Here is a 23,914-nt window from a genome sequence, read left to right as displayed (position 1 = left end):
AACAATCTTTGAAAGGAGTCTCCCTTGACCATATTCTCTCATACGCTCAACTTCAACGACCTCGTCAGCCTGCTGATCGTCCCTTGCTGCATCGTTCTCGCGGCACTCACGGCGGGCATCATCGCCGACCGCCTCATCCGCCGCTACATCGACCACCACCTTGCAGTGGAAGAAAGCACATGGAAGTACGTCCTCGTCCGCTCCATGCAGGGCGTTCCCATCTTTTTCAGCTTCATCGTCGGACTCTACTGGGCGATCGATGCGGTAGAGATCTCCCCGACGGTGACAAAGCTGCTCTCCTACCTTCTCTTTACGAGCAACGTCTTCTCCATCACGCGCGTCCTTGCACGCACGGTTGACGGCGTGGTCACCATGTACTTTGAGCGCTCGGGCAAAAATCTCCCGAAGACAACGCTGCTCAACAGCATCCTCGTCGGCGTCATCTACGCCATGGGGCTCCTCGTCATCCTCCAGTACTATGGCATCTCCATCGCCCCGATCCTCACGGCGGCAGGCGTCGGCGGTATGGCGGTCGCACTCGCGCTGCAGGAAACGCTCGCCAACATCTTCGCGGGGCTCCATCTCATCCTCTCAAAGCAGCTGCGCATCGGCGACTACATCAAGCTCAGCTCGGGTGAGGAGGGGCGCGTTTCGGACATCACCTGGCGCTTTACCACCATCATCCCGCTTGGCGCGAGCAGCACCATCGTCATCCCGAACAAGACCATCGCGGGTGCGAACATCTCCAATTTCAGTCTGCCTACACTGAACATCAACGTCAGCGTCCCCGTCGGCGTCGCGTATGACAGCGACCTCGCCACTGTCGAGCGCGTCACCATCGAGACGGCGAAGGAAGTGCTCGCACGCGTGGACGACAATCCGAACGCAGAGCCGCTCGTGCGCTACACGGACTTCGGCGACTCCTCCATCAACTTCGTCGTCATCCTGCCGTCGAGCCTGTTCGACAACCAGGGCATCATCAAGCACGAGTTCATCAAGGCACTGACCGACCGCTACCGCGCAGAGGGCATTGACATTCCCTATCCCATCCAGACCATCATTCAGGAGAAGGCGAATGCGGAAGAGAACAATCCACAGGGAGCAGCCTCGTAACCACCTGTATACGCCATCGTTTATCCACAAAGTCCACAGTTTCTCCCTAGGGAAGCTGTGGATAACTTTTTGTCCGTCCACATGCGCGCCAGCCCTTTTTCCATCGGCATCCACGCCAAAAACAGGGTCGATTTCCAAAAAAACCCTGTGGATAAGTCTGTGCAAAAACAACTAGATATAGATTTCCTATTGACGAGCACCCACTATATGTTGTATAATCCTCACGAAATGGCGACACATCGCCAAGAAGGAAAACACACCGCAGACGGTGTGCAAAAAGGAGAATGCAGCATGATTGTCAACGATATCAACGTCACCGTAAACGGCCTCTCGGACATCACACCGCACGAGGTGGAGAACTACATCGCATACATCGAAGGTCAGACCCATGAGAAGCTTGATCGTCTCTCCATCACGGGAACGGATGACGGGCGTGTCACGCTTGGCTATGAGATGCGCCAGCCGAAGTTTGAGCGCGTCCGCCGCATTACAGGCTACCTCGTCGGCACCACGGATCGTTGGAACAATGCCAAGCAGGCCGAGGAGCATGAGCGTGTCAAGCACGGACTCCACTGAGATTCACATCTCGGGGATCGCGCGCGACTCCATCGTAGACGGTGAGGGCATACGGCTGACGGTGTTTACGCAGGGCTGTCCGCGCCGCTGTCCCGGCTGTCACAATCCGAACACGCAGCCACTCGTCGGGGGGCGCATGACGACCGTCGGAGCCGTGCTTGCACAGCTCGATGAAAATCCACTCCTCACAGGGCTCACCCTCAGCGGCGGCGAGCCGTTCCTGCAGCCGGCGGCACTGCTGCCGCTCGCACGCGGCGCACACGCACGCGGTCTCGATGTGTGGAGCTACACGGGGTTCACCCTGGAGGAACTGCGTGCGCAGGAAAATCCCGATGTGAACGCTCTGCTCGACGAGCTGGACGTTCTTGTCGACGGCGACTACCGCGCCGAGGAGCGCGACCTCACCCTTCACTTTCGCGGCTCACGCAACCAGCGCGTCATCGACCTTGCCGCAACGCGTGCCACAGGCACGCTCACACTGCTGTATGCAGACGAATAACAGGGAATCGGTTTTTATACCGATTCCCTGTTTTTTTGTGATTCATTTCTCTAGGGAAGCACTGATAAATTCAGCCACGCCATCTTAGCGCATCTTTTTTGCCCGCTTTTCGTTAGCAAATCCTCCACATAGCTTTGGCTATGCGTCCGGTTTGCTGCCTCAACCGGACGAAAAAATCTACACCAATCTGAGGGTCTATTTTATCAGCGATTCCCTACGGAAAAATCGCCAGCATCAACCCACCCGCCGCAATCATGGCAATCGCAACGCCGTGCAGAAAGCTGACGCGCTCACCGAAGAAAAGCACGGCGATCAGGACGGCAAAGACCACGCTCAGCTTGTCAATCGGTGCGACCTTCGTGACATCGCCCTCCTTGAGCGCGAGGAAGTAAAAGAGCCACGAAAGCGCCCCCGCGATCCCGCTGAGCGCAACGAAGAGCAGCGCCTTCCTGTCCGCGAACACCTGAGGAAGGTTGGAGGTATGCCCCTCTGCTGCAACCACCCCCACGAGAAACACCGCCATAATCACGGCACGTACCGCTGTCGCCGCACTGCTGTCCAGCCCCGCGACGCCCACCTTCCCAAAGATGGACACGAACGCTGCGCACAGCGCCGACAGCAGCGCATAAAACAGCCATCCACTCATATCGTTCCCCCCATTGATGGGAACAGTATAGCATTATTTGTCCGCCGCCACAAACGCTTCTTTCAAAATCCGCCCGAATCGTGTAGAATAGCATGGGAGGGATATGAATGATACGACAGGCAAGCGTACAGGACATTCCCGAAATCCTGCGCATCTATGAGGCGGCGCGCGCCTTTATGCGGCGTTCCGGCAATCTGACGCAGTGGACGGGCGGCTATCCCTCGGAGGAGATTGTGCGTGCGGACATCGCACGCGGTGTGAGCTATGTGCTGGAAAATGAAGCAGGGCATCTCCACGCGGTCTTTGCACTCATCTCGGGCGACGATCCAACCTACGCGTACATCGAGGGTGCGTGGCAGGATGCCTCCCCCTACGCGACGATCCATCGCGCGGGCAGCGACGGAACGGAGCGCGGCACATTCCGTGCCATGCTCGCCTTTGCACGCACGCAGTATGAGCACCTGCGCGCCGACACCCATGCGGACAACATCCCCATGCAGAACTGTCTGCAAAAGAACGGCTTTGCCTACTGCGGCATCATCTATCTCGCCAGCGGTGATCCGCGCCGCGCCTACGAGTGGAGCAGCGGTAGGTGAGCCAAAACTGTGTATATTTAGGAGAGTACATTTATGGCAACGATCTTTTATCCAAGCTGTAAAATTCAGGCGGACTTCTCCGCCGAGAGTGCAGCCGTGCGCCGCTACCTCGAGGAACGGCACGGAGTACAGACGGCAGGCTGCTGTCGCCCGCATCACCCCAAACTGACGCCGGAAGATCACGCAATCGTGCTATGCAACAACTGCGCCAATATCGTCGAGGAGAGTTCCAAGGCGGGTGCGTTCACCTATGTCTGGGATCTGATCGACCGGGACGAGGACTTCCCCTTCCCCGACTACGGCGGCGAGCGTATGACCGTGCAGGACTGCTGGGCGGCGGTGGAGCGGCGCTCCATGCAGGAGGCGATCCGCTCCCTCCTGCGCAAGATGAACGTAACCATCATTGAGCAGGAGGAGAATTTCGACAAGACCCGCTTCCACGGGCACGCTCTGCTCGCGCCCTGCTTTCCCGGCAACGCGAAGCTCATTCCGCGCCGCTACGAAAACGGCCACTCCCCCATGTTCACACCTATGACGGAGGAGGAACAACACGCCTACTTCCAACGGCACGCACAGAAGCTGCCGACAGAGAAGGCAGTCTGCTCCTGCAAATACTGCCGCGACGGCATCGACGCGTGCGGCAAGACGGGCGTACACATCCTTCAGCTGCTCTTTCCGATAAAGGAATCGCTGATAAAATGAAGTCCGTCGTATTGGTGCAGATTTTTTGTCTTGTCAAGGAGACAAACCGGACGCATAGCCGTCCGCTATGTGGAGGATTTTTCGACACAGACAGGGCGAAAAAGATGTGCTAAGACGGCGGTGCTGAATTTGTCAGTGCTTCCTTAAGACAGGAGAATCCACATGATCGAATGTATGACGGTCGGCGACATGATCCCGACGAATTCTTTTTTTTACATCGACGATGCGACTAGGCACGGCTTTCTCATCGATGCGGGAGCCGACGGCGAAGCCCTCGCCGCACATGCCGCGGCAAAGGGCTGGACCATCGAGCGTCTGCTTCTTACGCACTGCCATTTCGACCACATCGGCGGCGCGGAGGCGTTTGCCATGCGCACGGGCGCAGTCATCTGTGCCGCAGAGGACGGCCCGCGCTACTACAGCGATCCCAGATGGAATCTCTCCCTCTGGGGCGGTGGAAAAATTACGCTTTCGGACGTGACGACGTTTGCCGACCGCGAGATCATCGCACTTGCGGCAAATCCCGATTGTTCGCTTGAGGTGCGCTATACGCCGGGGCATACAACGGATTCCTGCATCTTTTACAGTGCAAGGGACGGCGTGGCGTTCGTCGGCGATACGATCTTCTGCGCGAGCGTCGGCCGCACCGACTTCCCGGGCGGCGACACACAGGCACTCTGGGACAGCATTGCACGCGAGGTATTCACGCTGCCGCCCGAGACCGTCCTCTACTCTGGACACACGGAGGAGACGACCGTGGGCGCAGAGATGGCGCGCTACCGCCGATGACCTACACGGAGTTCATGGCGTCACTCGCAAAGGGCGTGCCGCCGCACGTCTTTCTGCTCGCGGGCGAGGAGAGCTACTACATCCGGCGCGCAGAGGAGGCAATCCTGCGCCGTCTCCTGCCAAATGCAGAGGATCGCGCGGACGCACTCATCCGCTATGAGGAGATGCCGCCCATTGAGGCGCTGATGGAGTCGCTTGAGACCGCCCCCTTCTTCACGGACAAGATTGTCGTCCTCGTACGCGACACGGTAATCTTTCGCGCGTCAAAGAAAAAGGAGGACGCTGCCGACACCCCTGCGCCGAAGGATACGAGCGCAGATCGCCTGATCGCCCTGCTCGCCGATCCGCCCCCCACCACGTACGTCATCTTTACGCTTGCGGCAAAGCCCGACAAGCGCAGGAAACTCTATCAGACGGTCGAAAAATACGGACGCGTCATGGAGAGTGAGCCGCTGCGCCCGTGGAACGTGGAGAACTGGCTGAACGGGCGGCTGCGCGAAATGGGACGCTCCATGCAGCGGGAGGCGCGTGCATTTTTCCTGAATGTGGTCGGCATGATGCCGACCATCTCGCTTGAGTTCCTTGATCGCCAGCTTGAAAAACTGCTTCTCTACACGGACAGCGCGCAGTTCACGGAGGCAGACCTGCGTGCGGCATTCTCCGAGATGCCCGAGGTATCGGTGTTCGCCCTGATGGATGCCGTGAGCGCACGCGATGTGCGCCGCTCGCTTGATCTGCTTGCACGCTGCCGCGCGGACGGCGTGCACTTCACCGTCCTGCTCGCCCTCCTCGTGCGCCACGTCCGTCAGCTCTGGCAGGCGAAGCGCCTGCTCATGCAGGGCACGCCGCCCAAGGGGCTCGGCAAGGTCATGGGGCTGCACCCATTTATCGCGGAAAAACTTGGGAATCACGCCAAGGCCTTCTCCGAATCGACACTGCACAGCGCTGTTCTTGCCCTTGCCGATGCGGACTATCTGCTGAAAACGGGGCAGGCGGGAGATGAACTATTAGAGGATATTGTGATTCGGCTGTGCCGAAAATAGCCTTGCAATGAAATAGGGAAGATGTTATATTATAAACGTAGTAGGCAACTACACTTGCTGCGACAGAGATAATGTTTCTCTGATCGACACACTTCCTTTCAGTGTTAGAGGCGGCAACGAAAGGAACACAAAAAGAGAGGCGCTGCGCCGTGCAGTGCCTCTCTTTTCATGGGTTCAAGTATCCCCTATACTCCCCCACGCGCAGGATCTTCTCCGCGCGGGCAATTTCCTCCGCCGTCGGCGCGGGCGTTTCCCCGAGCCGGTACGGAAGGTTCAGTTCCTCGTACTTGTGCCGTGCCATCGCATGATAGGGCAGCACCTCCACGCGGTCGACGGTACGGAGTCCCGCGATAAAGTCCGAAAGTCTTCTGAGATCGTCCTCCCCCGTCGTCCAGCCCGGTACAAGAACATGACGAATCCACAGCCGCTTGCCCCGCTCCGAAAGGAACTGCGCGAGCGCAAGCGCGCTCACATTCGATACGCCTGTGAGTGCCCTGTGCGCTTCATCGTCGATGTGCTTGAGGTCGAGCAGGAACAAATCCACGAGCGGCAGGAGTTCCTCAAACGCGCTGAAAAACGGTTCGTCCCACGTGAACGGTTCGCCCGCCGTATCGATGGCGGTATTCACTCCCTTTGCCTTCGCAAGGCGGAACAGCTCTGTCACGAATGCGAGTTGGAGCAGCGGCTCACCGCCGCTGACCGTGATGCCGCCCGTCTGCTTCCAGTACGGGCGGTAGCGCCACGCCATCCGAAAGATCTCCTCGGGGGTCGCCTCATAGCCGCCCTCCCGCTCCCACGTCTCGGGGTTGTGGCAGTACTGACAGCGGTAGCGGCAGCCCTGCACAAAGACGATGAAGCGGATGCCGGGACCATCGACCGAGCCGAAGCTCTCCGTCGCGCTGATGCGTCCTTTCATCGCCCTTTACATGTGCGCATGGAAGGTGCGCGAAATCACATCCTCCTGCTGCTCGCGCGTCAGACTGATGAACTTGACCGCGTAGCCTGAAACGCGGATCGTGAAGTTCGCGTATGCGGGATCCTCGGGATGCTCCATGATATGCTCAAGCGTCTCGCGCCCGAATACGTTCACATTCAGATGATGTGCGCCCTGATCGAAATAGCCGTCCATCGCGCTCACGAGATTCTGCACGCGCTCGTCCTCATTGTGTCCGATGGAGGAGGGCGTCATGCTCTGCGTGTTCGAGATGCCGTCGAGCGCCCAGTGATACGGCAGCTTAGCCACGGAGTTGAGCGAGGCGAGCAGACCGCAGCACTCTGCGCCGTAGCTTGGGTTTGCACCCGGTGCAAGCGGTGTCCACGCCTTGCGCCCATCCGGCATCGCACCCGTGTACTTGCCGTAGACAACGTTCGACGTGATCGTGAGGATCGACGTCGTCGGCTCGGAGTGACGATAGGTGTGACGCGCCTTGATCTTCGAGAGGAACGTCTTTAAGACCCACTTTGCGATCTCGTCCGCGCGGTCATCGTCGTTGCCATAGCGCGGGAAGTCGCCTGTCGTCTCATAGTCCACGACGATGCCGTCCTTGTAGATCGGCTTTACCTTCGCGTACTTGATCGCGGACAGCGAGTCGACGACATGGGAGAAGCCCGCAATGCCCGTTGCAAACGTGCGGCGGACATCCGTGTCGATGAGTGCCATCTCCGCCGCCTCGTAGTAGTACTTGTCGTGCATATACTGGATGATGTTCAGCGCGTTCACGTAGACGTGCGCGAGCCAGTCCATCATGCGCTCGTACTTGATGATAACATTGTCGTACTCAAGATACTCCGTGCGGATCGGGCGGTAGGCGGGGCCGACCTGCACACCGCTCTTCTCGTCCACGCCCCCGTTGATCGCGTAGAGGAGACACTTCGCAAGGTTCGCGCGTGCGCCGAAGAACTGCATCTCCTTGCCCGTCTGCGTCGCCGACACACAGCAGCAGATGGAGTAGTCGTCGCCCCATGCGGGCTTCATCACGTCGTCGTTCTCATACTGGATCGAGCTGGTGCGGATGGAGATGCGCGCCGCATAGTCCTTGAAGGTCTGCGGCAGCTTCGAGGAGTAGAGAACGGTGAGGTTCGGCTCGGGGGAGGGTCCCATGTTCTCAAGCGTATGGAGGAAGCGGAAATCGTTCTTCGTGACCATGTGGCGACCGTCCATGCCGATGCCCGCCATCTCCAGCGTCGCCCAGATCGGATCGCCCGAGAACAGTTCGTTGTAGGACGTGATGCGTGCGAACTTCACCATGCGGAACTTCAGCACGATGTGGTCGATCAGCTCCTGCGCCTCCTCCTCGGAGAGGATGCCGCGTGCAAGATCGCGCTGGATGTAGATGTCGAGGAAGGTCGAGATGCGCCCGACGCTCATCGCTGCGCCGTTCTGCGTCTTGATCGCCGCAAGGTAGCCGAAATAGAGCCACTGCACAGCCTCACGCGCGTCCTTCGCAGGTGCCGAGATGTCAAAGCCATAGAGCTGTGCCATCTCCTTCATGCCCTTCAGCGCGCGGATCTGCTCCGCGACCTCCTCGCGCTGCTGGATGACATCGTTGCTCATAATGCCGTCGCCGTAGTTCAGGAGATCCCCCTGTTTGAAGGCGATGAGCTGATCGATGCCGTAGAGTGCAACGCGGCGGTAGTCGCCCACGATGCGCCCGCGCCCGTACGTATCGGGCAGCCCCGTGATGATATGGCTGCGGCGTGCCGCGCGGATCTCGTCCGTGTATGCGTCAAAGACCGCCTGATTGTGCGTCTTGTGGTACTTGGTAAAGATCTCGTGGAGCTTCGGGCTGAGCTTGTAGCCGTAGTTCTCCAGTGCCTCCTCCGCCATGCGGATGCCGCCGTACGGCATGAACGCCTGCTTCAAGGGCTTGTCCGTCTGGAGCCCGACCACCTTTTCGAGGTCTTTGTGCGCGGGGTCAATGTAGCCCGGACCGTATGCCGTCAGCCCCGAGACGACCTCCGTCTCCATATCGAGCACGCCGCCCTTCGCGCGCTCCTCCTTCTGAAGCTCCTGCACGCGTGCCCACAGGCGATTCGTCGCGTCCGTCGGCGGCGTAAGGAAGGACTCGTCGCCGTCGTACGGCGTATAGTTGCGCTGAATGAAGTCGCGGACGTTGACCTCCTCCTGCCAGACGCCCCCCTCAAAACCGTCCCAGCTCTTGCTCTGCAGCATATTTTGCCTCCTGTTCTGTGAATGGATTCCCCCATTGAAAACAAATCCCATCGGTTGCCCTCATAATACTTGAATTGGATTCACATTTCAATAGGCACAGGCGAAATAAATATCATCAATATTTTTCATGAAAATATAATTTATATGTATATAAAAACAATTTTTCCGGGTGTAAGGCAACGGGTACGGATTCGCGCTGCGTACTCCACGCAGAACCCTCGTTATGCAAGCGGACGTGTGCTCGTCCGCGAGGGAATCACGGACGCATTCAGTTGTCCATCTTGGCACATTCCTCTCCCGTCGCTGCGAGGGATCGCTTGCGGTGGTCAGACTTCCTTTGGCTCCGGTGTCATATACGCCAATAGAGCCGCAAGCGGGAGTGCAATGACGGAGACGAGGAGCGCGGGCGCAAGTCCGATGACATCGCCGAGCGCGGCCGTCGCCGCAACGCCGAGACTGCCAAGACCAAACGACATGCCGAGCATCATGCCCGATGCCATCGCCGCGTTCTCCGGCAGTGCCTGCTGCGCCCATATAATCGAGCTGGGCTGCGGTGCCATCAGAGAAAAGCCGGCGGCAAAGAGCACGATGCCGCCGAGCACATCCGCGCTGACATGGGTAAAGTAATAAGCACACGGCAGAATACCGACAACGAGGAATGCGACAATGATCGCACGCCCCGTGAACCTGTCCGCAAGATTGCCGCCGACGAGACCGCCCGTCATGCCGCCGACCATGAAGATCGTGAGGAAGAGCCCCGCCGCACTCGTGTCCTCCCCATTTCCGACAAGGAGCAGCGGCAGGAACGTCCCGAACGCGCCGTGCGTCCAGCAGCGCAGCCCCATCGCGAGATTCAGCGTGATCGTCGTGCGTGCAAAGAGAACACGGGCAAGACTCGGACGCTCCGCCGCCCGCCGTTCCGGCAGAGACGAAACAGCGCACAGCCCCGAGCGCACAAAGAGCACCCCCATAAGTACAGCGGGCAGGATCAGGAGGGGCAGCGCACTCAATGACAGCTTTTCAAGAAATGCGACGAGCACAAGCGGCACGAATGCCATGCCCGCATTCCCCCCCGCGATGAAATAGCTCATCATACCGCTTCCGCGCCCGTCCGCCGCCGTCCGTCCCACGAGCATGGACGAGAGCGGATGATATGCCGCAACCGCCGCGCCCGTTACCGCGACGAGCAGAAAGAGCACCGCCGGATGACCTGCAAGGCCGACCATACAGATCGGCACGGCGGCGGCAGGCACGATATACGGGAGCAGCGGACTGAAGTTTCGCTGATCCATCAGATAGCCGAAGAAGGGCTGCAGCATATTCGTCGTCACGGACGCAACCATGACAAGCACGCCGCACATTGTCAGAGAGAGCCCGAATTTCAGCATGAGCAGAGGCAGGAGGATCGGCAGGAAATTCGCATAGAAATCCACCATCGCGTGCCCCGTCGAGAGCAGCGCCGTCGCGTGTTTTATTTCGTGTTTCATCATAGGTTCCTTCTGTGATCAATCTTCTTGCATACGATCCAAAAATATGCTGTAATGTATTGTAGCAAAGCCACAGAAAAAGTAAAGGAGTATTCATAACCATGAGGAAATGGGCTGTCATCTATTCATCCACCACGGGCAACACAAAGGCAATCGCCGAGGAAATTGCGGGCACAGCGGGCGCGGACATCTTCCGTGTGCAGGACGCACCGGCGGATCTCTCCGCATACGATGTCGTTGCACTTGGATACTGGCTGCGGCGCGGCGGTCCCGACGATCTCATGAAGGCATATCTGCCGAAGGTCAGGGATGCGAGTGTCGTTCTCTTTCAGACGCACGGCGCAGACGTCGGCTCGGAGCACGCCGTCACCTCGTTCGCGCGTTCTGCCTACCTGCTCGGAGAGAACATTGAAGTTCTCGGCACCTTCTCCGCACAGGGCAAACTCGCCCCCGCGCTCATCGCCCGCCGCAAGAAATCCGACCCCGACGATACACACAACAGCCCTGAGGCACAGGAACGCTGGGTGCGTGCCGCCGAGCACCCCAACGAGGAGGATCGCGCCGCCGCACGCGAATTCGTCCACAAAATGGAGCACAAAATGGATCTGCTCGAAAAATTCCGCCGTGCGCAGGAGGAAAAGAAAAGCGCTCGCAGCTAATTCTTATGCAGGCGGACAGTGCCGTTGTATACGGAGGGACAGAAAGGAGTAACTTATGCCTGAACTCAGCCGTTTTATGGGGATGATCATAAAGATGATCTTTCTCGATAATGACCGACATCACAAGCCACACGTGCATGTATTTTACGGTGATTTCAAGGCTTCTGTCGCCATCGACGGAGAACTCCTTGCCGGAAAGCTGCCGGATAAGCAACTGAAAATCCTCACAGCATGGCTCTACATCCACGAGGATGAACTCTATGCCGCATGGAATAATGCCGTGCGTGGCATGCACTTTGATAAGATCGAACCGCTCAGATAGGAGATGGATGATGTATATTCTTGACGGTATTGCCTACGCTTCAGAACCGCACGAAGATATCACCATTACTGATTTTCGTATCATTGATGACCTCTATATGATCGTCACATTCTCTACGGGCGAAGAGCGTATCTTCGACGCCTCATGTCTCCTTCACTACCCCGCCTTCCAGTCACTGTCAAAGCGCAGCGTATTTGATACAGCACGCTTGGAGCATGGTATCCTCACATGGGAAAACGGTGCGATTGATATTGCACCGGAGGCAGTTTATAAGGAAAGTTATCCCTATCACACACGTACCAAATGCTGAAACAAAAAAGGCATCACGGAAGCTGCGTGGATTGCTGCCACCCCAACGCTCAAAGAAGATACAAATATGGACAAGCTTTGTGTCGATTTTCAAAAATAATTTTCAAAGGAATTCACATGGACACCGAAAAGAAACGCGCCCTCGAAGCCGACGTGATGTCGGAAATGATCGCCATCTACTGTCGCGGACAGGGGCATGCACACCGCACCGCCGAGCGGGACGGCGCACCTGCACTCTGCCCCGACTGCCGCCGTCTCCTCGCCTACGCACGCGACCGCATCATCCGCTGCCCGCGCATGGAGGTCAAATCCTTCTGCTCCGCCTGCCCCGTCCACTGCTACAGCCGTGATATGCGGGAGCAGATTCGCACGGTCATGCGCTACAGCGGACCTCGGATGCTCCTCCATCGCCCCATCATGACCCTGCATCATATCTGGATTGACCTAAGGAGTCGCGGATAAATTCAGCACCGCCATCTTGGCGCATCCTTTTCGCCCTGCCTGTGTCAACAAATCCTCCACATAGCACAGCGGCTATGCGTCCGGTTTGTTTCCTTGGCAGGACAAAAATTCTGCACCAATCTGACGGACTTCATTTTATCAGCGACTCCTTGCGCACGCCGACGCGAAAAGAAAGGACAGCGCCCATGAAAAACATACTCCTCATCGCCACGGGCGGCACGATTGCCTCACGGGAAACGGCGCATGGTCTGCGCCCCGCCCTCTCCGGCGAAGATGTGCGCGCCGCCATCGGCGCCGTGGACGCCGCCATCGAGGTCATCGACCTCCTCGCACTCGACTCCACCAACATCGCCCCCTCCCACTGGCAGATGATCGCACGCAAAGCTGCAGACTGCCGCACGGACTATGACGGCTTTATCATCACCCACGGCACGGACACAATGGCATACACCGCCGCCGCACTCTACTACATGCTTGAAAACATCGACCGCCCCGTCGTCCTCACGGGCTCGCAGCGTCCCCTCGGCAGGGACGGCTCGGATGCGGAGAAGAACCTCCGCCTCGCATACAAAGCGGCGTGCAGCAGCTTGCATGGGGTCTGTCTCGCGTTCGGCGGACGGCTCATTCATGGCAACGCAGTAAAGAAGCTGTATTCGCTTGCGGATGATGCCTTTCGCAGCATCGGGCGCGCGGAGATTGACCTCGCCGCACCGCCCGCCGCGCAGGATGCCCCATTCCGACTGCATGACGCACTCGACGAACGCGTTGCCGTTATCCGCCTCTACCCCGGCATGAAGCCCATCACCATCGATGCGCACATCGCCTCCGGCTATCGCGGCATCATCCTTGAGGGATACGGATGCGGCAGTGTTCCCGGCGACGACGCGGAGGAGAGCTTTCTGCCCTCACTCGACCGCGCAAAGACACGCGCCTGCACCGTCGTCCTCACGACACAGTGCATCTATGACGGTGCGGATCTCTCGCACTACGAGGTGGGCATCCGCGCGGCGGAGCTTGGCGCCCTCTCCGGCGGTACGCGCCCCATCGAGGCACTCTACCCCCGCCTGATGCAGCTGCTTGCAGAGACGCCCGAGGGAGAAACGGTGAAATCACTTGAGAAAAACTCTGGTGAACAGAGATGAAGCCGCTTGCCTATATTACGCAGGAAGTAATATTCAAAAAGGCACCTTAAAGCATTTGACGAAATAAACAAAATGCTTTATACTGGACACAAGAAATGAGAACCAGAGGACGGAACGGGCAGCCGTCACCGGATGGTCAGAAGACCTGAGTAGGAGATGCAGGAATGTCACCCTGCCTATTCTCAGAGCAGAAATGGGGCTACAGAGATGTAGCTCCATTTTCTAATTAGGAAGAGGATACAATGCAGCTTCAAGAAATTGGCGTTGTTCATAACGCCTACAAAAACCTCACGGACATCCCTCGGCAAGGACGCATGAGCGAAGAGATCTCGGAGATTGCGATTCATCCGGACTTCTCGGACGGGCTGCTCAAAATCGAGCAGAACAAATACCTCATCGTACTCTACTGGGCACATTTGGCCAAACGCGACATCCTCAAGACCATCCCACCCGCCGCAAGGGAGCTTCACGGCGTATTCGCCAGCCGCTCGCCCGGCCGGCCGAACCCCCTCTCCCTCTGCATCGCCGAACTCATCGCACGCGAGGGAAACATCCTCCGCGTGAAGGGACTCGATGCCCTCGACGGCAGCGCCATCATCGACATCAAGCCATATACCAAAATGGACAGCATCATCCTCCCATAGCCCTCGTAGCATAGAGCTGCTGCATGAAGATCGAACATCCTTCATGCAGCAGTTCTTTTATTATGAACATTATTCACTTTTATTCACTAGAAAATATTTTTTTTAATTATTCACGAAAAAGACTTGTAATGAATCCCGTTCGCCATTATAATACCCTTACGCACGCCAATGCGATAATTATTTTCATTATATGTTTAAAGTTGTATGATTCACAAAAATCTTCAGCTGATACGTATGAATGGAAACAGGAAGCTGTTCCGAGGGATCGGAGCACATCAGTCATTGTATTAAGGAGGATCTCATGACGAGGAAACAGCGTAAGCGCTCGCTGCGTATGCTCACCTACGCGATTTTGGCAGGACTCACCCTGCCCGCCTATACGGGGTGGGCAGATGATGGGACACAGGGAGGAGGCAAAGTTTCTACTGCGGACATTCACGTGGAGGTGGATGCTGCACAGGAAGAGGCAAAGTACGAGTCCCAACAGAAGACGATCATCACAAAGGAGGACATCGAGAAGAAGCAGGCGAAGTCCGTCGAGGACATCATCTTCAGCGAGACGGGCGTCTCGCGCACGGTGGATGCGATGGGGCGCGTCGGCGTTTCGATTCGCGGTGCGGAAGCACGTCATACACTGATTCTCGTAGATGGGCAACCCGTCATGGGAGATTTTGCAAAGTATTACGGCGCAGCGGACGAGGTCATGCGCCTCGGCACGGAGAATGTCGAGCGCATCGAGATCATTCAGGGTGCATCTAGTGCAAAGTACGGCTCGGACGCGATCGGCGGCGTGGTCAACATCATCACAAAGAAGGCAGGGGATCAGCCCTCGGTTCAGTTCAATGCAGAGGGAAGAACGGCAGAGAAGGACGAGCTGTTCCCCTACCGCAATATGTTCCTGCGCGCCGACTCTGGTTCTATGGGCAAAGTACAGCTCGGCATCTACGGGAGCAAGCGCGACATCATGCCCGTCTATGCGGACGAGGCGCGCATTGTGACCGGTCTTGGCAGCTACGTGACGGATTTCGAGGACAACAGCCTACGCTACTACGGCGAGGCATCGAATCTTGGATTGATTGGCAGCTACGAGGCAAATAAGGACAATACCTTCAACTTCCGTCTGGAACGCTATACAGAGGATCTGAACCGCTTCGTCAAGCGCACAGATTCCATAATGGAGCCACAGCAGCACTATAGCCGCAAGTCGGGGCGCAATACGTACAACGTCGGCTGGAACGGACGCAACAAGGACACGGACTGGAACATCGAGATCAACCACACGCGCCTCCTTGAGGACGATCTCACACTGACGAGCAACTATGGTCGTTCTTCCTATACGGGGAAGAACATGCTGAACTACATCGACAATGTGGATCATGCGCAGACCAATATTGATGCGACGTTCAACACCCAGCTGAATGATAAGCATCTTCTTACCTACGGCATGGGCTATGCTCGCGAACACGGTTCTGGCAGCCGTCTCAAGAGTGCTCCGAAGACTTATCTGCGCAAGATCGACCCGTGGGATTACGACAAAAGCCTCCTTGTCGTACAACGCGATGCAAAGGATTATGGGCTAAAAAAGGGGGACGTAGCCTCCTTTATCCACGCACATAAACTGCTGCCTGACGCAGAGCGCGGACTGCGCTGGGATATGGACAACGAACTCTATGGCTATAACAGCGGCGATCCCAATTCGTATCGACCTGAGTTCACCTACGAGGACTATCTGCGGTATTCCAACAACGGTGCAAAAAACTTCTACTCGACCCTGGACGCCATCGATGCCGATGGGGCACGGGCACGATATGACGCGTTCAACAGCAAGGTCGGCACCGAGAATGCGGACAATCTCATCGGGTGGAACCGTGACTTTGATGGGCTTTCCTATTACAGCGATCCCAATAAGATTTTTAACTATACGCTGAACGGTAAGCTCTTCCGTGAGATTCAGGACTCTCTGAAGAATCAGGTCATCGTTGGCGAGGCGACGATCAACAAGTATCATTTTGTGGTCGGCGACACATGGATGATGGATAACGATACGATCTTCTCTCCCGTCCTGCGCCTCGACCACAGCAGCCTCTTCGGCACGCATGTGACGGCGAATCTTGGTCTGACGCACAACATCATCAAGGGCAATCCTCACCTGCGCTTCAAGACAAATCTCGGCACAGGCTATGCAGAACCCGGCATGGGCGAACTCTACTACAACTGGGAGATGTACGGCGGCAGCCCCGTCGACCAGGACCGCGCACGTCTCGGCTGGTACTGGACAGGTAATCCAAACCTGAAGCCCGAAAAGTCCGTCAACTTCGACGTTGGCATCGAGGGCGAAACGAAGAAGACCACCATGCGGCTGAACCTCTTCCGCAACACCATCCGCAACTACATGACGACCTACTACACGGGCTACAACATCGACTTCCACCCGAATCTCAAGACAGCGGAGAAGCTTGGCTACCCGCCCGATATGCTCTACAGCTTTAAAAACATCGGCAAGGCCGAGATCACGGGACTTGAGATGGAGGTCAAGCAGAGATTCGACAAACATTGGTCGGGCAAGTTTGGTTACACCTATCTCCATGCGATCAACAAGAGTGATCCGAACATGCCGCGCCAGCTCCTCGACAAGCCGAAGCACAAGGTCGACATCGGTGTCGACTACGAGAACAAGGCAAGCGGCTTCCGCGCCTCTCTCTGGGGCGACTACTACATCCGGATGCTCGACAGCAACTCTGTCACGGGCGGCGCGAACTACATGACGATGGACAGCGACATGCAGGGCGGCTACATCTTTGAAAACAAGTATGCGCAGGCCGGCGCACGACGCTATCAGCACAAGACGTTCGGTATATGGAACCTCATGCTGCAGCAGAAGTTCGGCGAGGATGCAATGGCGTACATCGGCGTCGACAACATCTTCAACCATCGCGACGACGACCGTGCGACGCAGGCGCGCGTCTACCGACTCGGCGTGAATCTCAAGTTCGGTCCCGACAGCAACACACAGCCGAAGGCACCCCTCACGGAGGAGGAAAAGGCGGCGCGTGCAGCACGCAATGCGGAAACGGCAACGAACTTCTTCGCACAGTCCATCGGCAGCTATGCGAAGAACTCGATCGACGCATTCCTCAGCCCCATCTTTGACACAGAGAAAGCGCAGGGCGTTCGTTTCCTCGGCGACTATGCAATGGAATGGGATGCACACGGTGGCACGAACCGCCCGCCCATCAAGATGACGGACGATTCCTCGGTCGGCTCTGCCGAGCGAAATATGCGGGACAGCGACGATCATGGCTTCGCGCAGCGTCTGCGCCTCGGTGTGGACGCACGTCTAAACGACCATCTGAACGCCTCCTTGCTCGCCTCCGCCTCCGGCAAGGACGGCGTCGAAACAAGGACTACCACTGCGCAGTCCCGCGGTCTGAACAACCTGCGCATCAACAATCTGGACGTGACCTATCATAATGGCGCATTTGACATCTCCCTCGGGCGTCTGCAGGAGCGCATGGGCATCACGGGCTACTACTTCGGCAAGGACTTTGACGGTATCCGCGCCGCATGGACAAACGCCCGCACGCAGGTGCGCCTCGGCTACGGTACGTTCAAGCAGAGCACGGGTATATCGGACTCTGCCTATACACACGCGACCCATACGGTTTTCTACCGTCCGCCGACCATCGATGAGTTCATCGGACTGAACCGCTCCCCATATGGAGGCACATTTGATACCCCCGCCCCCGTTGCAGATGCGAATGACAAGATGAACTTCTATCAGCAGCTGACGGCGGCAAAGGAGCGAGGTGCAAGCGTCGCGGAGCAGGCAGCCATCGTGAAGCGGATGTACGACATCGCGACTGCCGCATACGGCGATGCTCTGCTGCGAAAGAACGAGCAGGACGATGCCGAGCGTATGCAAATGAACGCCCCCGCTGCTGTCAACTATCAGTACCTCGATGCGAGCAACACGCTTCAGACAGGAACCATCGGCTCCTTTGACACGCTCGTCTGGGGATCCGACCATCCGGAGGACAGGGAAAACTTCTACATGACGATGGCGGACTATCCGGGCGTCCTTGATGGAGACGGCTCTGCGGCACTGCAGAAGTGGTGGGAAGCAAATAAGGCGAAGGTCATGACGATGTATGAAAACATCGCCAAGGCGAACGCCGGCGCCGGCGCGACAAATATCACGCTTACCACATCTGAGAACGATGTATATAACGCGCTGTTCAACGACAACTTTGTCGACGAAACAACGGACGATGCGCTCCCGGGTACACATAACTACCCGAAGTCCATCACGTCGTATTTCAATGCAATCGGCAAGCGCCTGTACTGGACGGAGTACGCAAGCGCCCTGCCCCGCGACGCCCTCACAAAATACACGGGCACACCGATCCGCGCGGTGGGAACCGTTCTCTCAAGCGACCGCATCCCTGCCCTCGAAAGAGCGTTCTTTGTGCAGGCGAAGCACGCACTCACGCCCAATGTCGGTCTCTCCCTCTGGTATCTCGGCTCAACCGGCAACCGAACATTCCACGCAGACTACGCCAACGGTGCAAGCAACGACTCCTATGCGTTCGACAAGCTTGCGAGCGTCATCGGTGTCGGCGCACGCTGGAAGATCGGCAGCAATGCCGCTGTTTCGATCGACTACGGACAGAACCGCACAGATTACGCGCGGCACATGAACGGTCACACGATCTACGAACACAAATCGGGAACCGATCAGTTCAGTCTCAAAGGACATGCAGACGGCGGCACGCCGCATTTCTGGACGATGCGCTTTGACATCGGCAAGAGTGACATGGATGTGAAGGGCAGCTGGAATGTCTTTGCCGACTACAAGCATTTCGAGCACGGCTCGTTCTTCGGCGGCAACGGCACGAACTACCTCCCTGACCGCTACCTCGACGGAATCCGCAGCTTCAGCGTCGGCGCGGGCTATGTGCCTGTGCAGAACCTTCTCGTCGAGCTGTTCTACACCTTCGACGCAAAGGGGATCAATGTACGCGACACGCTGTACGGGAGCGAACGCTTCACGCTTGGCAACTACGCAAGTATGCGGCTCACCTACCGTTTCTGAGGAGGCGCTAAGAAAAATTTTCCGCACTCCACATTTCGTTGAAAATTTTTCTCAAAAACCTATTGATTTTCATTCTCTCATGTGCTATATTTTATTCAGGCTTTCGTTAGGGAATGTCTTCGGATGTTTCCAAAGCTCTCCTAAAATATAATACACAGCAAAGATAGTCCGCAGTGGAGTGTGGGCTATTTTTGTGTCTTTTATCATAGTCATATCTTGACAGACATGCTATAATAATCAAAAAGTCAAAATTACTCAAAGGAGATGAATCTATGGCAAAGGAACATATTCAAAAGGACATTGTGATCATCGGCGCAGGCATGGCGGGACTGACTGCCGCACTCTACGCAGGGCGCATGAACCTGCGCACGCTCGTGCTCGAGAACTCGCTCGTCGGCGGGCAGATCGCGACGGCGGCGGACATCGAGAACTATCCGGGCTTCGAACGCGTGAGCGGGATGGAGCTGATCGGGACGCTCGAAAAGCAGGCGACGAATTTCGGTGCGGAGATTGACGAGTTCGACCGCATCGAGCGCGTCGACCTCCGGAGCACGCCGAAGATCGTCGAGACGGAGACGTACATCTACGAAACGCCCGTTATCATCATTGCGTCCGGCATGAACCGCCGTAAGCTGCCCCTGCCGCAGGAGCCGCACTACTTCAATCGCGGCGTACACTACTGCGAGCTGTGCGACGGACATACATACCAGGATAAGGTGATCTCGGTCATGGGCGGCGGCAATGCGGCGGTCGATGCGGCGAACTTCCTCACGAAGTACGCCTCGCATCTCTACCTCATACACCGCTCGCAGCTGCGCGCGGATAAGACCTCACAGGATGCGCTCTACGCCAATCCAAAGGTGACGGTGATGCTCGAAACGGAGATCTCACATCTGAATGGCGAAGATCGCCTCACGTCCGTCGATCTCCTGCACAAGGACACGGGCAAAAAGGAGACGCTGCCCGTGGACTGCATCTTCGTCAACATCGGTGTTCTCCCGAATACAGATTTGTTCGTTGGGCAGCTGAAGCTCACGGAGACGGGCTACATCGCTGCGGATGAGAACTGCCGCACGGAGATCCCGGGCGTCTTTGTCGCGGGCGACATTCGCGTCAAGGAGATTCACCAGCTGACGACCGCCGCTGCCGACGGCACGACCGCCGCGCTCCATGCGGAGAAGTATCTGGCAGGATTGAAGAAGTAATGAGGGGCGCCCCTTCCACCATGCTGCGCATGGTCCCCCTCCCCCGCTGTGGCAGGGGAGGCTTTTGAAAACGTCATATTAGCTTCCCCCGTCGCTACGGGGGAGCGGTCAACCTCTTCCAATCACACTTCGCCTTTCGGCTTGTGTTCTTGGGAGGTTTTCCCATACGACCTGTTACCCGCTCAGCTGCGCCCTTCGGGCTTGCTTCTCGGACAGGTCAGTAAGTGGCGAACGCAGTGAGCCGATAGGGGCGTTCAGAAGTAGCGAACTATTCGATACAAACGATAAGGAGGACATTCCCATGATTCAGGTTTTTTCGTTCGACGCGTGCCCGTGGTGCACAAAGGCAAAGAAGTATCTCGACAAGAAGGGTGTGGCGTACACGGTGCGCGATATTGAGAAGGAGCCTGCCGCCTACGATGATCTCATAAAGCTTACGGGCGAGGGCGCGTGCCCTGTCATTCTTTTCGAGAACGGCGAATATGTGCGCGGCTTCGATCAGCCCGCCATCGACCGCCATCTCGGTGCGTAAGGGGAGACTGCTATGGTAAAGGTCTACTCCATCACGGTCTGTCCGTGGTGCGTCAAGGTAAAAAAATACCTCAAGTATCGCGGCATTCCCTACGAGGAATACAACATTGAGCATGACGAGGCGGCGCGTGAGGAGTGCCGCCGCCTCTCGGGTGACACAATCGTCCCCGTCACGACGGCTGACGGCGTGGACTTCGCCGTCAGCTATGACCGTGAGAAGCTCGACAAGATTCTCGGGATCACGGCATAACAAAAAATCCGAGCGGACGCAAATTTTTGCGTCCGTTTTTCATGTTACCGCTTGCCAAATATTTTGAATCGGATTAAAATAGGTATGCAGGGACGTTTCATCTGTGTGGGCACAGGAAAGTCACGGTGCCCCGATGCAAGGAGGTTCTGATATGACAGGATTACCGCTTATTTTCGCCTTTTGGGTGGCGATTGTCATCATGATCGTCATGATCTCAAAGCTGCGCATTCATCCGTTCATTTCGATCATGCTGGTCGCGCTCGGTCTGGGTCTACTCGCGGGCATTCCGCTCGTAGATCACAAACTTGCCGACGGTACGGTGCAGCATGGGCTTGCAACGGTCGTCGGGCAGGGATTCTCGGGGACGTTTACGAGCATCGGTATCGTCATCATCCTCGGTGCGATGATCGGCACGGTACTCGAAAAGACGGGTGGCGCATTAAAGCTTGCGGATATGATGATCCGCCTCGTAGGCAAGGACAATCCCGTCCTCGCGGTTCAGCTGATGGGCTGGGTCGTCTCGATCCCCGTCTTCTGCGACTCGGGCTTTGTCATTCTCGATCCGATCCGCAAGGCACTTGTGCGCCGCACTGCAGTCTCTGCCGTTTCCATGACATTCGCACTGAGTTCGGGACTATTCATCTCGCACGTCTTCATCCCGCCGACACCGGGACCGATTGCGGCGGCGAGCACGCTCGGCATCGGCGACTATCTGCTGCAGGTCATCGGTCTTGGTCTGCTCTGCTCGATCTTCCCGCTGATCGCCGGCTATTTCTTTGCGCGCTGGATTGGAAAACGGGTGCAGTCCAAGGATGAGGTCGATCCCGATGACATTGCGCGGGTCTACAAGGATCTCATTGCATCCTACGGCAAGCTGCCCTCGGGGTTCAGCACGCTCGCTCCGATCATCGTGCCGATCTCCCTCATGGCGATCTCCTCGGTGATTGTGATGCTTGGTCTGACGGGCTTCGTACCGGAGCTGCTGCGCTTCTTCGGTACGCCGATCATCGCACTCGGTGTCGGCATGGTACTGGCAACCCTGCAGCTCTTCTCAGTCAACCGCTCGCATGAGTTCTACGAGATCTGCAATTCAAGCCTGATGACGGTCGGCCCCATTCTCTTCATCACGGCGGCAGGCGGCGTGCTCGGCAAGGTGATTGCCGTTTCCGACATGGTACGTTACATTTCGGCACACGCGGATGTGTTCGGCGGGCTCGGAATTTTCTTCCCGTTCCTGCTCTCTGCCGTCCTGAAGACGGCGCAGGGATCCTCGACCGTTGCCATGATTACGACGGCGGGCATCATTGCGCCGCTGCTCACGGTACTCGGCTTTGATACGCCGATCCAGGCGACGCTCGCCTGTATGGCGATCGGTGCGGGCGCAATGACCGTTTCGCACGCGAACGATTCGTATTTCTGGGTGGTTTCGGAGTTCAGCGGACTCACGCCGGATCAGGGCTACCGCGTCCAGACGATGGGCACACTTGTCCTCGGTATTGCAGCGATTGTTGAGATCGCTCTGCTGAGCATGGTGCTGGGTTAAGGGCATCAGGATATGCACAAAGGAGCATTGCGCGGCGCAATGCTCCTTTTCTTATGCGAGTCTTCCCATATTCCAATCTATCTTCTCTTGCCACCTGCGGCAAAAGACAGTACAATAAATGAAAGAAGCCGTTGAATCCCCCATTTTCTGTCACAATGCAGCAAGGAGGTCACAATGAAAATCCCATCACGTCTGATTATCCTCACGCTCACTCTGCTCCTCGCGCTCTCTGTCACGGCGTTCGCCAAAAGTGCAAATCAGCAGCGTGCGGAGATCAATCAGCTCCAAGTGCAGGCGCTCGACCATCTCTATGCGCTCACACCGAATGCACACGAGGTGCTCAAGAACTGCTACGGCTACGCGACGATCAGTGCAACGGGCTCACAGCTGGGACTCCTCGGCGGGGCGCACGGCCGTGGCCTTGCCGTGAACAAGGCGACGGGCGCGCGCGTCTATATGAAGATGGAGGCGTATCAGCTTGGCATCGGTCTTGGTGTGAAGGAGTACGATCTCATTTTCATCTTCGGCTCGGAGCGTGCATGGGACTCGTTTATCTCGGGCAAGTTCAAGGTCGGCGGTGAGGCAGAGGCCTCCGCGACGGACGGCTATGCGGGCGGCTCGATCGAGGGCGCAGATATCATCGGCAAGGACACTTGGGTCTATCAGGTAACAACGAAGGGGCTTGCGGTCGGTGCTGCGATCAAAGGACTCAGCATCTATCCAAACCGAAAACTCAATTCGTAAGAGTTGATACAAACTTACATGCCTAAGGGCACCATCATAAATGAAAAGTTTAGATTCATAGCGGCAATCCGTATGCTATAATTGAATAGACGGTATAAGACCGGTTCTTTTTTGAGCCTAGAGCCCGTGATACAAACTGGTCTNATACAAACTTACATGCCTAAGGGCACCATCATAAATGAAAAGTTTAGATTCATAGCGGCAATCCGTATGCTATAATTGAATAGACGGTATAAGACCGGTTCTTTTTTGAGCCTAGAGCCCGTGATACAAACTGGTCTGGCCTCTTATTTGTACCACACTTTGTCCAGAGCAGCCGCTCGAAAGGACGTATAACAAAATGAGTTGTTATAGAGAGGCCACGTCGTACAAATCTAGCATGGAGGTG

At 56.9% G+C, this 23,914-nt stretch carries 23 protein-coding genes and 2 pseudogenes; 20 read left to right on the top strand and 5 right to left on the bottom strand.

Annotation, left to right across the window (positions count from 1 at the left end; translation table 11 throughout):
• Positions 1-24 precede the first annotated feature (24 nt).
• From C8273_RS03140 to nrdG, 3 genes are all read left to right on the top strand, one after another.
• Complete coding sequence (locus tag C8273_RS03140) at positions 25-1,113, top strand: mechanosensitive ion channel family protein (RefSeq protein ID WP_106626353.1); 1,089 nt, start codon at positions 25-27, stop codon at positions 1,111-1,113.
• 291 nt (positions 1,114-1,404) lie between these two features.
• The gene (nrdD, locus tag C8273_RS03135; protein ID WP_006304909.1) at positions 1,405-1,689 is read left to right on the top strand and encodes an anaerobic ribonucleoside-triphosphate reductase; all 285 of its coding nucleotides are present in this window, start codon (positions 1,405-1,407) and stop codon (positions 1,687-1,689) included.
• Positions 1,661-2,188: an anaerobic ribonucleoside-triphosphate reductase activating protein gene (nrdG, locus tag C8273_RS03130; protein WP_106626351.1), complete on the top strand. Its 528-nt coding sequence runs from the start codon at positions 1,661-1,663 to the stop codon at positions 2,186-2,188. The genes nrdD and nrdG overlap by 29 nt, the downstream gene beginning before the upstream one ends.
• 50 nt (positions 2,189-2,238) lie before the next feature.
• On the opposite strand, the pseudogene C8273_RS13010 reads toward nrdG, so the two are convergent.
• A pseudogene (locus C8273_RS13010) lies at positions 2,239-2,367 on the bottom strand (secretion protein HlyD); the annotation flags it as partial.
• 35 nt (positions 2,368-2,402) lie between these two features.
• The gene (locus C8273_RS03120; protein ID WP_106626350.1) at positions 2,403-2,834 is read right to left on the bottom strand and encodes an EamA family transporter; all 432 of its coding nucleotides are present in this window, start codon (positions 2,832-2,834) and stop codon (positions 2,403-2,405) included.
• 107 nt (positions 2,835-2,941) lie between these two features.
• Between C8273_RS03120 and C8273_RS03115 the strand changes: the two genes are divergently transcribed.
• The 5 genes and pseudogenes from C8273_RS03115 to holA all read left to right on the top strand — a co-directional run bounded on the left by C8273_RS03115 (position 2,942) and on the right by holA (position 5,964).
• Positions 2,942-3,430: a GNAT family N-acetyltransferase gene (locus tag C8273_RS03115; protein ID WP_106626349.1), complete on the top strand. Its 489-nt coding sequence runs from the start codon at positions 2,942-2,944 to the stop codon at positions 3,428-3,430.
• Between the two features lie 33 nt (positions 3,431-3,463).
• The gene (locus C8273_RS03110) at positions 3,464-4,132 is read left to right on the top strand and encodes a hypothetical protein (RefSeq protein ID WP_106626348.1); all 669 of its coding nucleotides are present in this window, start codon (positions 3,464-3,466) and stop codon (positions 4,130-4,132) included.
• Positions 4,129-4,279, top strand: a pseudogene (locus tag C8273_RS13005) (secretion protein HlyD). Before C8273_RS03110 ends, C8273_RS13005 begins: the two are co-directional and overlap by 4 nt.
• 15 nt (positions 4,280-4,294) lie before the next feature.
• The gene (locus tag C8273_RS03100; protein WP_106626347.1) at positions 4,295-4,921 is read left to right on the top strand and encodes an MBL fold metallo-hydrolase; all 627 of its coding nucleotides are present in this window, start codon (positions 4,295-4,297) and stop codon (positions 4,919-4,921) included.
• Entirely contained in the window at positions 4,918-5,964 is a 1,047-nt protein-coding gene (gene holA / locus C8273_RS03095) for a DNA polymerase III subunit delta (protein ID WP_106626346.1), read from the top strand. The genes C8273_RS03100 and holA overlap by 4 nt, the downstream gene beginning before the upstream one ends.
• A 166-nt stretch (positions 5,965-6,130) precedes the next feature.
• Here the strand turns inward: holA and pflA are convergent, their stop codons facing one another.
• The 3 genes from pflA to C8273_RS03080 all read right to left on the bottom strand — a co-directional run bounded on the left by pflA (position 6,131) and on the right by C8273_RS03080 (position 10,623).
• Entirely contained in the window at positions 6,131-6,880 is a 750-nt protein-coding gene (pflA, locus tag C8273_RS03090) for a pyruvate formate-lyase-activating protein (protein ID WP_106626345.1), read from the bottom strand.
• Positions 6,881-6,886: 6 nt separating this feature from the next.
• Positions 6,887-9,136 carry a formate C-acetyltransferase gene (pflB, locus tag C8273_RS03085; RefSeq protein ID WP_106626344.1) on the bottom strand — a complete coding sequence of 750 codons (2,250 nt, stop codon included), beginning with the start codon at positions 9,134-9,136 and terminating at the stop codon, positions 6,887-6,889.
• A gap of 326 nt (positions 9,137-9,462) precedes the next feature.
• Positions 9,463-10,623: an MFS transporter gene (locus tag C8273_RS03080; protein WP_106626829.1), complete on the bottom strand. Its 1,161-nt coding sequence runs from the start codon at positions 10,621-10,623 to the stop codon at positions 9,463-9,465.
• Between the two features lie 101 nt (positions 10,624-10,724).
• On the opposite strand from C8273_RS03080, the gene C8273_RS03075 reads away from it, so the two are divergent.
• The 12 genes from C8273_RS03075 (at position 10,725) to C8273_RS03020 (ending at position 23,526) form a co-directional block, all read left to right on the top strand.
• A complete protein-coding gene (locus tag C8273_RS03075) occupies positions 10,725-11,282 on the top strand; it encodes a flavodoxin family protein (protein WP_106626343.1) in 558 nt (185 codons plus the stop codon).
• 76 nt (positions 11,283-11,358) lie between these two features.
• Positions 11,359-11,604, top strand: a complete 246-nt coding sequence (locus C8273_RS03070) for a DUF4160 domain-containing protein (RefSeq protein ID WP_234343819.1) — start codon at positions 11,359-11,361, stop codon at positions 11,602-11,604.
• 10 nt (positions 11,605-11,614) lie between these two features.
• Positions 11,615-11,914: a DUF2442 domain-containing protein gene (locus tag C8273_RS03065; protein ID WP_106626341.1), complete on the top strand. Its 300-nt coding sequence runs from the start codon at positions 11,615-11,617 to the stop codon at positions 11,912-11,914.
• Positions 11,915-12,030: 116 nt separating this feature from the next.
• Complete coding sequence (locus C8273_RS03060) at positions 12,031-12,375, top strand: nitrous oxide-stimulated promoter family protein (RefSeq protein WP_106626340.1); 345 nt, start codon at positions 12,031-12,033, stop codon at positions 12,373-12,375.
• Between the two features lie 185 nt (positions 12,376-12,560).
• A complete protein-coding gene (locus tag C8273_RS03055) occupies positions 12,561-13,517 on the top strand; it encodes an asparaginase (RefSeq protein WP_106626339.1) in 957 nt (318 codons plus the stop codon).
• Positions 13,518-13,759: 242 nt separating this feature from the next.
• A complete protein-coding gene (tsaA, locus tag C8273_RS03050; protein WP_106626338.1) occupies positions 13,760-14,161 on the top strand; it encodes a tRNA (N6-threonylcarbamoyladenosine(37)-N6)-methyltransferase TrmO in 402 nt (133 codons plus the stop codon).
• 301 nt (positions 14,162-14,462) lie between these two features.
• Positions 14,463-19,253: a TonB-dependent receptor plug domain-containing protein gene (locus C8273_RS03045; RefSeq protein WP_106626337.1), complete on the top strand. Its 4,791-nt coding sequence runs from the start codon at positions 14,463-14,465 to the stop codon at positions 19,251-19,253.
• Between the two features lie 272 nt (positions 19,254-19,525).
• Positions 19,526-20,458 (top strand): NAD(P)/FAD-dependent oxidoreductase, encoded by a 933-nt coding sequence (locus C8273_RS03040; protein ID WP_106626336.1) that lies wholly within the window; start codon positions 19,526-19,528, stop codon positions 20,456-20,458.
• 301 nt (positions 20,459-20,759) lie between these two features.
• On the top strand, positions 20,760-20,990 hold the full coding sequence (locus C8273_RS03035; RefSeq protein ID WP_106626335.1) for a glutaredoxin family protein: 231 nt from the start codon (positions 20,760-20,762) through the stop codon (positions 20,988-20,990).
• Between the two features lie 12 nt (positions 20,991-21,002).
• Complete coding sequence (locus C8273_RS03030; protein WP_106626334.1) at positions 21,003-21,239, top strand: glutaredoxin family protein; 237 nt, start codon at positions 21,003-21,005, stop codon at positions 21,237-21,239.
• Between the two features lie 151 nt (positions 21,240-21,390).
• Complete coding sequence (locus tag C8273_RS03025) at positions 21,391-22,782, top strand: GntP family permease (protein ID WP_106626333.1); 1,392 nt, start codon at positions 21,391-21,393, stop codon at positions 22,780-22,782.
• A 174-nt stretch (positions 22,783-22,956) separates the two neighbouring features.
• A complete protein-coding gene (locus C8273_RS03020) occupies positions 22,957-23,526 on the top strand; it encodes a lipid-binding SYLF domain-containing protein (RefSeq protein ID WP_106626332.1) in 570 nt (189 codons plus the stop codon).
• The last annotated feature ends 388 nt before the right edge of the window (positions 23,527-23,914 follow it).

It is taken from the genome of Candidatus Centipeda massiliensis, assembly GCF_900290285.1.
Classification (GTDB): domain Bacteria; phylum Bacillota; class Negativicutes; order Selenomonadales; family Selenomonadaceae; genus Centipeda; species Centipeda massiliensis.
The sequence above is the reverse complement of the archived record's forward strand: the minus strand, read 5'-3'. Positions and strand labels throughout refer to the sequence as shown.

Coding starts and splice junctions, on each gene's coding strand:
- nrdD (WP_006304909.1), top strand. CDS start 1,405: ATGATTGTCAACGATATCAACGTCACCGTAAACGGCCTCTCGGACATC.
- nrdG (WP_106626351.1), top strand. CDS start 1,661: ATGAGCGTGTCAAGCACGGACTCCACTGAGATTCACATCTCGGGGATC.
- C8273_RS03120 (WP_106626350.1), bottom strand. CDS start 2,834: ATGAGTGGATGGCTGTTTTATGCGCTGCTGTCGGCGCTGTGCGCAGCG.
- C8273_RS03115 (WP_106626349.1), top strand. CDS start 2,942: ATGATACGACAGGCAAGCGTACAGGACATTCCCGAAATCCTGCGCATC.
- C8273_RS03110 (WP_106626348.1), top strand. CDS start 3,464: ATGGCAACGATCTTTTATCCAAGCTGTAAAATTCAGGCGGACTTCTCC.
- C8273_RS03100 (WP_106626347.1), top strand. CDS start 4,295: ATGATCGAATGTATGACGGTCGGCGACATGATCCCGACGAATTCTTTT.
- holA (WP_106626346.1), top strand. CDS start 4,918: ATGACCTACACGGAGTTCATGGCGTCACTCGCAAAGGGCGTGCCGCCG.
- pflA (WP_106626345.1), bottom strand. CDS start 6,880: ATGAAAGGACGCATCAGCGCGACGGAGAGCTTCGGCTCGGTCGATGGT.
- pflB (WP_106626344.1), bottom strand. CDS start 9,136: ATGCTGCAGAGCAAGAGCTGGGACGGTTTTGAGGGGGGCGTCTGGCAG.
- C8273_RS03080 (WP_106626829.1), bottom strand. CDS start 10,623: ATGAAACACGAAATAAAACACGCGACGGCGCTGCTCTCGACGGGGCAC.
- C8273_RS03075 (WP_106626343.1), top strand. CDS start 10,725: ATGAGGAAATGGGCTGTCATCTATTCATCCACCACGGGCAACACAAAG.
- C8273_RS03070 (WP_234343819.1), top strand. CDS start 11,359: ATGGGGATGATCATAAAGATGATCTTTCTCGATAATGACCGACATCAC.
- C8273_RS03065 (WP_106626341.1), top strand. CDS start 11,615: ATGTATATTCTTGACGGTATTGCCTACGCTTCAGAACCGCACGAAGAT.
- C8273_RS03060 (WP_106626340.1), top strand. CDS start 12,031: ATGGACACCGAAAAGAAACGCGCCCTCGAAGCCGACGTGATGTCGGAA.
- C8273_RS03055 (WP_106626339.1), top strand. CDS start 12,561: ATGAAAAACATACTCCTCATCGCCACGGGCGGCACGATTGCCTCACGG.
- tsaA (WP_106626338.1), top strand. CDS start 13,760: ATGCAGCTTCAAGAAATTGGCGTTGTTCATAACGCCTACAAAAACCTC.
- C8273_RS03045 (WP_106626337.1), top strand. CDS start 14,463: ATGACGAGGAAACAGCGTAAGCGCTCGCTGCGTATGCTCACCTACGCG.
- C8273_RS03040 (WP_106626336.1), top strand. CDS start 19,526: ATGGCAAAGGAACATATTCAAAAGGACATTGTGATCATCGGCGCAGGC.
- C8273_RS03035 (WP_106626335.1), top strand. CDS start 20,760: ATGATTCAGGTTTTTTCGTTCGACGCGTGCCCGTGGTGCACAAAGGCA.
- C8273_RS03030 (WP_106626334.1), top strand. CDS start 21,003: ATGGTAAAGGTCTACTCCATCACGGTCTGTCCGTGGTGCGTCAAGGTA.
- C8273_RS03025 (WP_106626333.1), top strand. CDS start 21,391: ATGACAGGATTACCGCTTATTTTCGCCTTTTGGGTGGCGATTGTCATC.
- C8273_RS03020 (WP_106626332.1), top strand. CDS start 22,957: ATGAAAATCCCATCACGTCTGATTATCCTCACGCTCACTCTGCTCCTC.